8 protein-coding genes and 3 pseudogenes are annotated in these 11247 nt (G+C 67.4%); 6 read left to right on the plus strand and 5 right to left on the minus strand.

From position 1 onward, the window contains the following. Positions 1–238 (minus strand): annotated as a pseudogene (locus tag AMK24_RS32180) (hypothetical protein); the annotation flags it as partial. A 463-nt stretch (positions 239–701) separates the two neighbouring features. Here AMK24_RS32180 and AMK24_RS32185 point away from each other — a divergent pair. Next, positions 702–1109: a hypothetical protein gene (locus AMK24_RS32185; protein WP_073772414.1), complete on the plus strand. Its 408-nt coding sequence runs from the start codon at positions 702–704 to the stop codon at positions 1107–1109. A 28-nt stretch (positions 1110–1137) separates the two neighbouring features. On the opposite strand, the gene AMK24_RS32190 is transcribed toward AMK24_RS32185, so the two are convergent. After that, positions 1138–1833 (minus strand): HAD family hydrolase, encoded by a 696-nt coding sequence (locus AMK24_RS32190; protein WP_073772415.1) that lies wholly within the window; start codon positions 1831–1833, stop codon positions 1138–1140. A gap of 126 nt (positions 1834–1959) precedes the next feature. Here AMK24_RS32190 and AMK24_RS32195 point away from each other — a divergent pair, with 126 nt between their 5' ends. The 3 genes and pseudogenes from AMK24_RS32195 to AMK24_RS32205 all read left to right on the plus strand — a co-directional run bounded on the left by AMK24_RS32195 (position 1960) and on the right by AMK24_RS32205 (position 4533). Continuing rightward, positions 1960–2787 carry a CmcI family methyltransferase gene (locus AMK24_RS32195; protein ID WP_158072199.1) on the plus strand — a complete coding sequence of 276 codons (828 nt, stop codon included), beginning with the start codon at positions 1960–1962 and terminating at the stop codon, positions 2785–2787. 113 nt (positions 2788–2900) lie between these two features. Further along, a pseudogene (locus AMK24_RS32930) lies at positions 2901–3340 on the plus strand (transposase family protein); the annotation flags it as partial. Between the two features lie 102 nt (positions 3341–3442). Further along, positions 3443–4533 (plus strand): annotated as a pseudogene (locus AMK24_RS32205) (IS630 family transposase). Positions 4534–4606: 73 nt separating this feature from the next. Here the strand turns inward: AMK24_RS32205 and AMK24_RS32210 are convergent. From AMK24_RS32210 to AMK24_RS32220, 3 genes are all read right to left on the minus strand, one after another. After that, positions 4607–6148 carry an ISL3-like element IS466 family transposase gene (locus AMK24_RS32210; protein ID WP_079190748.1) on the minus strand — a complete coding sequence of 514 codons (1542 nt, stop codon included), beginning with the start codon at positions 6146–6148 and terminating at the stop codon, positions 4607–4609. 80 nt (positions 6149–6228) lie between these two features. After that, positions 6229–7455, minus strand: a complete 1227-nt coding sequence (locus tag AMK24_RS32215) for an IS256 family transposase (protein ID WP_199876556.1) — start codon at positions 7453–7455, stop codon at positions 6229–6231. A gap of 167 nt (positions 7456–7622) precedes the next feature. Continuing rightward, positions 7623–8867: an IS701 family transposase gene (locus AMK24_RS32220; RefSeq protein WP_079190749.1), complete on the minus strand. Its 1245-nt coding sequence runs from the start codon at positions 8865–8867 to the stop codon at positions 7623–7625. 300 nt (positions 8868–9167) lie between these two features. On the opposite strand from AMK24_RS32220, the gene AMK24_RS34100 reads away from it, so the two are divergent. After that, a complete protein-coding gene (locus AMK24_RS34100) occupies positions 9168–9407 on the plus strand; it encodes a hypothetical protein (protein WP_158072200.1) in 240 nt (79 codons plus the stop codon). A 410-nt stretch (positions 9408–9817) separates the two neighbouring features. After that, a complete protein-coding gene (locus AMK24_RS34105) occupies positions 9818–9988 on the plus strand; it encodes a DUF6233 domain-containing protein (protein WP_158072201.1) in 171 nt (56 codons plus the stop codon). The last annotated feature ends 1259 nt before the right edge of the window (positions 9989–11247 follow it).

The raw sequence follows: 11247 nt of genomic DNA on the forward strand, positions 1-11247 counted from the left end.
GGATCAGCCAGCGCACGTACTGCGGTGAGTAGACCTTGTTCGTCAGGACGAACGCGGCGACCACCAGGAACGCCAGCTGGGCGAAGCGCGGTCTGCGGGCCGCGGAGAGCGCCAGCCCGGCGATGCCGGCGCAGAACACGACCATCAGGACGACCCGCGCCTGGGGCTGCCACCCCGAGGTGGCACACGCCGCCGAGCCCTGCCGGGTCCGGGACGAACCGTCCTCGGCCCTTGACACATTGGGGCGTGCCCATCGGATGTCTGCGCGTAGTTCGTGGGGCGCGACCCGTCCCTGCTCGCGCCGGGGGGGCAGGGATGCGCTCACCACACTCGACCATCTCCACGCCGCCCGAGTCCGCTCGCTCGGCAGTGATCCGGGCCTTCGCTTCCCCCCTCCGGCACGAACCCCTGAGATCGGCCTCGGGTGCGGGTGCCATAGATCCACTAATTGTCTGAAAAAAGGTCTTCGCCTCCACTCTGTGACGCTGTCAGGCTGCACACGTCGTTCCGCCGTGGCGGACGAGACGGCGTGCGACAGCCGGCCGGTCCGGCTACCGCCCCGCCTCCATACCGGACAGGAGATCTCCCATGCCCGACCGAACTCACAGCCGAGCCTTCGTCTTCCGGCGGTCCGCCGTCGTCTGGGCCGCTTGCCTCGCGGCGTCGGTCCTCGCCTTCCCGGCGACTGCACCGGCTACGAGATGACCACCTACCAGCCCGGTCTGACGCTGATCCAGCGCCAGGTCACCGTGTCGGCCTCCGGAGTGGTCGGCCCCTGTGTGGGAACGGACACGCAGCACACCGGCGGCACCATCGACTTCCAGGGTCAGGGCCAGCTGTCGTGCACCGGCGGCAACTCGTCCGGGTCCGGCGTGATCAACTGGTCCAACCCTCAGACGTCGGCCTCCGCCTTCGACTTCAGCGGGGGAGTGAGCTTCCGCCCTGGCGGCGTGTCCGTCCTCGTCCTCACCGGAGAGGGGCGCGCCGGCGACCTGCAAGGGGCGCAGATCACGGTCGAGATCGCCCTCTCCCTCACGGAGAGTCTGCAGTGCACGACCGCCGAGGGGCTCAGCACCTTGTCTGGGCCGCTGAGCGTCCAGTTCACCTGACAGGCACGCTTCCGGCCCCGCGAACCGTTCAATGCTCCGGAAGCCGGGGGCGCGGCACCGGAGTCCACCCGCCCGGGCGCGGCAGGCGGCGCCAGCCCAGTTCGTGCGCCATCTCCACCAGCTGGGGGGCATCGCCCACTAGGACGGGATCACCGACGCTGCGGAGCATCTCCAGGTCGGAGCGGTGGTCTCCGTAGGCGCTGCTGAGAGTCAGACTGATGCGGCGCTCGGTGGCCAGGCGGCTGACCGCAGCGGCCTTCCTCTCCCCGAGCAGTGGCCGCCCGATCTCTCCGGTGTACACGCCGTCGGCCACGAGGGGGCGCGTGCACAGCACACGATCAGCTGCAACGTGCTCGGCCAGCGGCATCAGGAACGGGGGAAAGGATCCCGACACGAGAACGACCAGGTCGCCCGATTCCCTGTGCTGGCGTACGGCTGCGAGCACCGGCTCGTTGAAGAAGCCGCCCTGCGAAAGCTCGGCGGCGAACCACCGCCGCCCGGCAGCGTCGACGTCCGCTTCGGGCACGCCGGTGAACTGACGGAAGAAGGCACGGCTGACGTGGTCACGGGAGATGCCGGCGATCGTCATGTCCCGGAGCGCTCGTCTGACTTCGAGGAAGGAGTCGAGGGAAGCTCCTCTTTCCAAGAACCAGTACTCGAGGAAGCGGAACGCGGTGACATCGGCCGTCAGGGTGCCGTCCACGTCGAAGAACGCAGCCCGCATGCCGCCCCCTCTCACGATGGTCCTACCCGGCAGGAGCCCCGCCGTCCCCGGGGGAGACGACTTCCTCCGAAAGCGCTCCAGATGGATCCACGATGCCTGATCGACGGCATCACACCAATGTCCGTCATGACGGACGATATGAATTTCGGCCAGCTTGAGGAGAACCGCATGACTGACGCGACGCCTTCGGATCACGGGACAGGTGTCACACCGTCACCGCCTCTGCCTCCCCCGGTACGCGCCGACACGAACGGAAGTCTGCTCACGTACTGGCAGGACCGCATGGGACAGCACGTGCGGGACTCCTACGCAGGTGTCCGCCTGATGAAGTTCCCTGAGGACCTCCGTACGTACGAACACGCCCTGTGGCTCTCCCGGGCACAGGTTGTGGTGGAACTCGGCACACACTCGGGCGGTTCGGCTCTGTGGTTCAGGGACCGGCTGCGGACGATGGCGTCGTACGGCCGGATCCCCGAGGACGTCCGCGTCATCACGCTCGACCTGGACCAGGAGCGCGCGCGGTCCGCCCTCGCGGCAGCGGACCGTTTCTACGCCCAGCAGGTCGTCCTTCTGGAGGCCGACCTGCTTGACGCCTCCACCGCCCCGCTGATCGCGGAACACCTCCCGCCCGGCGCGCGTTGCCTGGTCGTCGAGGACTCCCAGCACGCCCATGCGACGACCCTCGCCGGCCTCCGACACTGTGCTTCCCTAGTCTCCCCGGGAAGCTTCTACGTCGTCGAGGATGCCGTGGTCGATCACCCGGAGCTCTGTGTTCACACCCGCCCTCCAGGCCCCACCGGCGGTGTGACGTGGGCCGTTGAGGAATGGTTCTCCACTCCCGCCTCGGCCGGATTCAGTCGCGTACCCGACATGAACCCCTACGGCGTCTCGTGCAAGAACATCTGGCTTTGGCGCGAGGTCGAACGCCAGCGAGTCGCCCCGCCAGCGCCCTGAGTCCATATCGCGAGCGGGGGGCCTACCTCACTACACCTTTTTCATCCTATGCCGAGAGGGCGAAATGGCCTGGTGGGCGAGGGTGTGACAGAGCAGGGCCCCTGGTCGTTTGCATGGTGATCTCACTCAGCACCCCGGCGACTAGGGCCCTGTTGGCTCCATACCCTTCCATGCTCGACGTCCTGTATGAGCTCGTCGAGCACGTCTCATCTACGCCCGAAGGCGTGAAGTGAAATCGCCCTGGCGACGACTCGGCTGTTTCAAGCAGGCACTGCTCGTCCTGGCTCACCTTCGGAAGAACCAGACGTTCGCCCAGCTCGCGGCAGGCTTCGGCGTCTCGACCACGACGGCCTGGCACCACGTCGACGAGACCCTGGACGCCCTCGCAGCGTGGGTGCCGGGTCTGCACGCGGCTCTGACCGGTCTGGGCGAGGGCAACTTCGTCATCGTCGACGGCACCCTAATCCCCGCCGACGAGCCGTACTACTCCCAAAAGCACAAGTAGCATGGCATGAATGTCCAGGTCATCGCCCGGCCGGACGACATACTGCTCTGATTTTCCCGAGCCGCGCCGGGCCGCACCCACCACCTGACCGCAGCCCGGGCCCACAGCCGTCGTCTAGTGCCTGAGTCGGAGATTCGTCGTTAGTTGGGTATGAGTCGTCCGGGTCCGAAGATTCCGCCGTTGTCGGTCACTGGTTCCCAGCGTGCTGTGCTGGAGGGCTGGTTACGCCGCCGCACGACGGCTCAGGCTCTGGCCCAGCGGTCGCGGATCGTGCTGGAGTGCGCCGAGGGCCACTCGATCATGGAGGTGTCCCGCCGATTGCAGGTCGCTCCGGACACGGTCCGCACTTGGCGGCGGCGCTTCATCGAGCGGGGCCTGGACGGCTTGTGCGACGATCCTCGGCCGGGTGTCCCCCGGAAGATCACCGACGCGGACGTCCAGCGGGTCATCGTCAGGACGCTCGAGGAGGCCCCGAAGAACGCGACTCACTGGTCGACGAGTCGATGGCCGCGGCGACGGGGATGTCGCAGTCGACGGTCTCGCGGATCTGGCGGGCGTTCGCCCTGGCACCGCACCGCTCGCAGACGTTCAAGCTGTCCACCGACCCGCTGTTCATCGACAAGGTCCGCGACGTCGTCGGCCTTTATCTCGATCCGCCGGAGAAGGCACTGGTGCTCTGCGTGGACGAGAAATCGCAGATCCAGGCTCTCGACCGCTCTCAGCCGGTGTTGCCGATGATGCCCGGCGTTCCTGAACGCCGCAGCCACGACTACGTCCGCGCCGGCACCACCACCCTGTTCGCCGCCCTGGAAGTGGCGACCGGCAAGGTCATCGGCTCGCTTCACCGCCGCCACCGGGCCGCGGAGTTCAAGAAGTTCCTCACCAAACTCGACAAGGAAGTCCCGGCCGGCCTCCAGGTCCACCTGATCCTCGACGACTACGCGACCCACAAGACCCCCGACATCAAGAAGTGGCTGCTGGCGCATCCACGGTTCCACCCGCACTTCACGCCCACCAGCGCGTCCTGGCTGAACCTGGTCGAGCGGTGGTTCGCCGAGCTGACCCAGAAGAAACTCAAGCGCGGCGTTCATCGCTCCGTCCAGGCCCTCGAACGCGACATCAGGGCCTGGCTCGCTGACTGGAACGAACACCCCAGACCCTTCGTCTGGACGAAGACCGCCGACGAGATCCTCGACAAAGTCGCCACCTACTGCCGACGAATCTCTGACTCAGATTACTAGGTTCTGTCCGGCGGATCACGGGTCTGTCAAACGAGCGGCTCTGTCTCATATTCGGTGGTGACGGAGTGTGTCGCTATCCGAGGAGGATGCGGTGGCGGAGGAGGTTGAAGCCTGCTCGTCCGTGCATCTGGCGTACGATCCGTTTGGTCTTAGTGTTGACGCCTTCGGTGGGGCCGTTGCTGTACGCAAGTGTGAGCGCGGCGATCACGGCGTCGTTGTCGCGCTCGAGGCCGCGGGTGAAGGCGTGCAGGTGTGGCAGGTCGGCTGCGCGGACTTGGGTGATCCAGTGATCGAGCGCGTCGACGTTCTTGGGCCGGGGCTTCAGGAGCTGGGCGAAGGTTCGGACGGAGGTGGCCAGGTGGGTCATCTCGGGGCAGGCGGCGGTCAGCTGGTCCAGGAGATCGCGATGTCCGCTCTTGAGGTTCTCGGGCCTGGTCAGGAGCATCCGGGCCAACCTCCGCGGGGAGATGTGGCTGTGGTCGGCGTCCGCGCGACCCTGGTTGATGTATTTGTGCAGGAGGTTGAGGCAGCCGGTGAAGCCGAGGGCCTTGATCTCTTCGAAGAGGTGCTGGACAGGAACGGCGGGGTCTTCGGCCCGGCGTCTGCGCAGGTGGTCGCGGTAGGGATCGACGAGGCTGGCGCGGTATTTGGGGACGCGGAGCATGCGTTCTGGTCGGTCGGCGCGGGCGTAGCGTTTGACGGTGTTCAGGGACAGTTGCAGGCGGCGGGCGCATTCGAGCAGGCTCACGCGCTGCTGGAGGAGGCCGTGGACCTGGTGCCAGCGTTCGAGGGTGGTCTGGGCTCGAGGTCCTTCGTAAATTGGAGTGTCCAGCACTGCGGCCCAGCATGTGCTGTGTGCCTTGACTTCACTCAGGGCGGTTTCGCAGAGGTTGTGCCACAAGTGCCAGCGGTCGGTGACCTGCACTGCGTCGGGCAGGGCACGGCGGATGGCCTCGGCGTAGGTCGCGGAGCCGTCCCGGCACACGACCTCGACACCCGGATTCTCGCGCAGCCACGCTTCAAGCGTGTCGGCCGTGCGGTCGGGCAGCACGTCAATCCGCTCATGCGTTTCCGCGTCGATCACCACGGTGGCGTATCGGTGCCGCCGACGCAGGGCGAAATCGTCGACACCGATCACGCGGGGCACCCGCCCGGCGGGCAGCGCAATGCGCAGCAGGGTGCGCAAGGCCGTGTGACGCGACAGGCCGATCGCGAGTTTCGCCAGCAGACGCGATCCCGCACGGCCCGCTAACTCCTTGACCACGGCCTTGATCTGCCTGGTCAGGCGGGCTGTGCGTCGCTGGTATCGCTCCAGCACCCCGGGCAGCTGCTCGCGAAAAGTATGGCGGCAACCGCGGGTGGGACACACCAGACGCCGAACCCGGACACGGACCACGACCCGCCGGCCGTCGATCGGCAGGTCGGCTACCGTCCGCCAGTGATAGCCGTGCACCCGCTCCGACAACGCCCCGCACGCCGGGCAGACCGCGGTCGATCCCGGAGTCCGTGCCCTCACAACGACGCGCTCACCCTCGTCGACCACATCCTCGATGACCAGCGGGGATATCCCCGAAAACACCGTCGCCACCAGCTCGTTGAGACTTTCCACACTCACATCAACGACCTATGCCACTCTGCGTCACCACCGAATGTGAGACAGGGCCAAACGAGCGGTGTAAATCGGGTTGTTGAGGGTTACTGGCGTGCTGCGGAGAGTCGGCCGTCGAAGGTGATGTCGAAGGCGTTCAGCGCGGTCTTCCAGCGCATGGTCCAGCGGGCCTGGCCCTTGCCGGTCGGGTCCAGCGACATGATCGCCATGTAGACGCACTTCAGGGCGGCCTGCTCATTCGGGAAGTGGCCGCGGGCCTTGACCGCCCGTCGGATCCGCGCGTTGACGGACTCGATGGCGTTCGTGGTGCAGACGATGCGGCGGATCTCGGTGTCGAAGCGGAGGAAGGGAGTGAATTCCTCCCAGGCGTTCTCCCAGAGCCGGACGATCGCCGGATACTTCTTGCCCCATACATCGGCGAACTCGGCGAACCGATCGAGTGCCGCGTCCTCGGTCGCCGCGGTGTAGACGGGCTTGAGGAGCTTGGCGATCTTGTCCCAGTCCTGGCGGGCGGCATAGCGGAAGGAGTTCCGCAGCAGGTGGACCACGCGGGTCTGCACTACGGTGCGGGGCCAGACGGCCTCGACCGCGTCGGGCAGCCCCTTCAGCCCGTCGCAGACGAGCATGAGGACGTCGGTAACGCCGCGGTTCTTGATCTCGGTGAGGATGTGCATCCAGTGCTTGGCGCCCTCGCCGCCATCACCGGCCCACAGCCCGAGGATGTCCCGCCGGCCCTCGGCCGTTACGGCCAGAGCCACGTAGATGGGCCGGTTGGCCACCGCGCCGTCGCGGATCTTCACGTGGATCGCGTCGATGAAGACCACCGGATAGACCGCATCCAGGGGCCGGTTCTGCCACTCGGCCATGCCCTCGAGGACCTTGTCCGTGATCGTGGAGATCGTCTGACGCGACACCTCGGCGCCATAGACCTCGGACAGGTGGGCCTGGACCTCACCGGTCGTCAGGCCCTTCGCCGCGAGCGAGATGACCATCTCATCCACGCCGGAAAGGCGCTTCTGGCGTTTCTTGACGATCTTCGGCTCGAAGGAGCCCTCGCGGTCGCGGGGCACGGTTATCTCGACCGGGCCGACGTCGGTCAGCACGGTCTTGGCGCGGGTGCCGTTGCGTGAGTTTCCACTGTTCTTCCCCGCCGGATCGTGCTTGTCATAGCCGAGGTGGTCGGTGATCTCACCCTCAAGAGCGGACTCCAGCAGTCGCTTCGTCAGCTGCTGGAGCAACCTACCCTCCCCAGTCAGCTGAAGGCCCTCGGCCTGAGCCCGCCCCACGAGCTCGTCGATCAGCCGGTCGTCCATGGACTTCAACGGCACCGCCTCAGACGGCTCGACGGTCTCGACCTCGGTCACGTTGTTGCTGGTCATCGATGCATCTTCCATGATCGGGAGTTACACCGAACGTTCTACAGTCCCGTAGTGGCAGCGGCGGGCGACGGCCTGGTGGTGTCTTCTCCAGGCCGACCATTTCAGTGCGTGGGTGAAGGGGTTGCGGTCGGCTTGTGGGCGGGGCAGGAGAGTGTCCAGGAGCCGCCGGATCTCTGCCACCGTGAGCGGGACGAGGGCTGATCCGTTTCTGCAGCCCCTTTTGCGACCTCGGCGCCGGCCTGGGCGGTGAGTGCCGTCAGGACCGCGTGGGCGAGCATGGCCAGGGTGATGTGCCGATACCAGCCGGGATAGAAGCGGACCTCGTACTCGTCCAGGCCGCATTCGTTCTTCGCGGCCTGGAAGCACTCCTCGATCGCCCAGCGGGAACCGGCGATGCGGGCCAGCTCGGCGATCTCGACGCCGACGGGGGCGTAGGCCAGGTAGTAGGCGATTTCTTCGGGGTCGGACAGGTTGCGGCGGGCCATCACCCACCGGTGGTGGGTCGGCGGGTCGGGGTCGAAGACGAGGTTGGCGGGCAGCTTGGCCGCGGCCCAGTCGTAGAGGCGCGGGCCCTTGGCTCCGTCGCCGCAGGACAGCCGCTGCCAGACATCGGCAGGGGCGTCCTCGATGAGCTGGTCGATGCGCCAGATGCCGGCCAGCGACTTGACCTGCTGCGACTTGGGCACCGCCACCACATAGCCAACGTCGAGCTGCTCGAGCAGGCGGCGGAAGTTCCAGTCCTGCCCGTAGGCCTCGTCCGCGGTGACCCACGTGGCGGGCAGGCCCGCAGTCAGACAGCGTCGGACGATGTCCCGGGCCAGCTCGCCCTTGGTCGCAAAGCCCCGCTCATCAGGGATTTTCGCCGCCCGGCAGCGGTCGCGGTCGGACGTCCAGGCCTTGGGCAGGTAGAGCTTCCGGTCCAACAGGGTCCGGCCCGATCCGGTGGCATAGGCGGCGAACACGCCGATCTGACAGTTGTCGATCTTTCCCGAGGTGCCGGTGTATTGCCTGCCGACCCCGGCCGAGGTGGTGCCTTTCTTGATGAACCCGGTGTCGTCGATGATCAACACGCCATTGGGGCCAAGGGACTCACCGACATAGGCACAGACGTCGTCGCGCAGGGCGTCCGCGTCCCAGCGGCTGCTGTTCAGCAGCCGCTGGAAGCCGTCCGGCGTGCGGTGACCTGCCCATTCCGCGAGCTGCCAGCCGTTCTTCCGTGCCGCTTGACCCAGCAGACCGCGGACATAGTCCCGCATCCGCCACCGCAGATCCGCCCGAGCGAACCGGCCCGCCACCCGAGCGAACGCAGACTCCAACTCCGCAGCCCAGCAACTGACTTCAGTCATGCCCTCCATACCGGGACAACGACAATCACCAGCTCAAGACACGATCCGCTGCTGGAGTACTGACAGGTCCGCCTCCTGGCGATCGGCTCCGCCGTCGCCGGGGCCGCGCGGCTGATCGCGTAGGACCCGGCCAGTGCGATGCTGCACGGCCTTCTGGCCTGACTCTGCGTGGTCCTCGATGAGGCCGCCGTCGAGGGGGTGGCCTCCCCGCTCCATACGCACCCCTTGCCCCGCCCGGCCCGCCGCGTGCCCCGGGGCGCCCAGGTTCCCTGTCCCGGGGACACCCCGGAGGACTGGAGTATGAGGGGCGGGTGGCACTGCGAACAGCTGTGGTTCATGCTCCGCCGACCGGGCGCGGCGAAGGAGTGGGACCGCCTGGCGCAGGTCTTCGACGCGTTGCCAGTGCGGGCGCAGCGGGCAGCTACTCGGCGGGTCGCCGAGACCGGGGAGTACTGGGCGGTGGTCCTGGAGGGGCCGACGACCCCGAGGCCGGAGCTGACCGTGATGCGCGGCACGCTGGGACGGTCGATGGCGGGCTGACTGGAAAAGGAAATCGAACACGGGTTCCGCTGGGTGGATGCACCGGTACCCCTTCCCCTGACCTGATCGCAGCCCAGCGGGAGTGGCACGCCACCTACCGCGCCCTCGCCGTGGCACGCCCCGCCGCCTGCTTCACCTGTCGGTCCGGATTCACTGGCACCCCTGGTGGGCGTCTCCGGCCGGGTGGTCTCCGGCGGCCCGGGTGGAGCTGCGCCGGCTGACATCCGGGGACCGGTGTGCGGGCGCGGAGGTGGCCTGAGGGATGCGTGATCTGCCGCCCGACCTGGAGCGCCTGCGCGTCCTGGAGACGTGGCTGCTGCTGTCCCTGGACCGCGTCCGCGAGCAGATCGCCGCCGTCGAGCGAAATCCAGCAGCACCGGGGCCCCGCGCGCCGGGCCGCCGGTGCCTGCGTGGGGCATCGCGTCGGTCTCGGCATCCCCGACCCGGAGGTCCGCCACGGCGACTGCTGGGCGCGGGGCACGGCCCTGCAGCAGGTCAGCGTGGGGGAGGCTTGTGCCGCGCTGGCTGAGGGGGTCCAGGCGTGCGAGGTGTGCCGCCCGGACCGGGTGCTCGCACCGTGACGGGCTGTCAGGCTCGCAGGGCAGAATGTGCCTTATGACAGAGGCCGTGTTCGCCGCCGCCTGCTCCCTGGTCCCACTTCGGTTGTGAGGCAGACTGCTGACCTGATCACATCTATCCTTCCGCAGCAACTTTCAGGTGGTTGGCGGGCCCGGTCCCTGTTCTCGTTCGGTCCCGTACGTCAGGAGGATGCGGAGTCCGCTGACTGACGTGCATACCACCGGGGTCAGACGTAGACCTCGGCGGTTGCGGCGCAGACCCTGGTGCCTGACTGGGAGAAGAGAACTTGCCAGCGGGCGGATGTCTGCGGTTTGGGGCACGGAGTGGCGTGTACCCGCACAGGCTCATTCAGGGTACACAGCCGGTGGAACGACATGCGGAGCGCGCGCAAATCGCCCTTCGGTTCGCACACACCAAGCACGAGCTGGCGGACCGCCTCCGCGAAGAGTCTTCCGGTCACGTGGTCCGCTGACGCGGGCAATAGGTACGGGTGGCTGGAAAGACGCAGCAGGGCGTGGGCATCTCTGCCCTGGCGGCCGATTTGTGCCAATACCTGGTTTTCCGGCCGGGACCTGACCTCTCCGGTACAGAGCGGTAGCGTGCTTAGAGAAGGCGACAGGTTCCCGGCCCTGATGACTCCGGCTCCCCGCCAAGTCCGGTACAGCGTACGTTCCAGGACGCCAGCGCTGGTCTGGCCGTCGGCCAGCACTTGTCCGCTTCGCGAGGTGAGGACGCACGAGGCGGATACGCGGCGGGTGCGCCCTGTCCGACTGGAGCGGAGCTGTTCGACGCGACAGGTCGCTACCAGCTCGTCGTGAAAGAGCGGGATCGGCGGAGCGCCCGTGGCTCGGCTATTTGAAGAGGTGTTGAGCGGGACTTCCCCCGGCCGCAGTAGGCCGGTGCGCTGCAGAGCCGCATAGGCGCACTGCTCTACGACCGAGCGGAGCAGAAGGGCGTCGTCAGGCAGGCCACGGCTGCCTCGGTCACCGAACAGGTCGTGCCCGTCGGGGACGCGCACGCGGAAGGAGAGTCCGTCGGGCACTGCGGACTCGTGGGCGAGGAGGACGTCTACCGCGCGGCCCACTCCAGCCAGTGCGGGTGCCAACCTAGCGCCCGACCCCGGGCAGGGGGGTGCGTCGTCCTTCCCCTGCCGTCCGGCGTTCCAATTCTGCTCGTGCATCGTGACGTACCTCCATGGACTCAGACCTGATGGGTCGAGGTGGATTTACTGATCGTTTTAGAATGAGGTTCGTAGGCGTCT

Origin of the sequence: Streptomyces sp. CB02366, from assembly GCF_001905905.1 — a bacterium.
GTDB lineage: Bacteria > Actinomycetota > Actinomycetes > Streptomycetales > Streptomycetaceae > Streptomyces.

Coding starts and splice junctions, on each gene's coding strand:
- AMK24_RS32185 (WP_073772414.1), top strand. CDS start 702: ATGACCACCTACCAGCCCGGTCTGACGCTGATCCAGCGCCAGGTCACC.
- AMK24_RS32190 (WP_073772415.1), bottom strand. CDS start 1,833: ATGCGGGCTGCGTTCTTCGACGTGGACGGCACCCTGACGGCCGATGTC.
- AMK24_RS32195 (WP_158072199.1), top strand. CDS start 1,960: ATGACGGACGATATGAATTTCGGCCAGCTTGAGGAGAACCGCATGACT.
- AMK24_RS32215 (WP_199876556.1), bottom strand. CDS start 7,455: ATGGACGACCGGCTGATCGACGAGCTCGTGGGGCGGGCTCAGGCCGAG.
- AMK24_RS32220 (WP_079190749.1), bottom strand. CDS start 8,867: ATGACTGAAGTCAGTTGCTGGGCTGCGGAGTTGGAGTCTGCGTTCGCT.
- AMK24_RS34100 (WP_158072200.1), top strand. CDS start 9,168: ATGAGGGGCGGGTGGCACTGCGAACAGCTGTGGTTCATGCTCCGCCGA.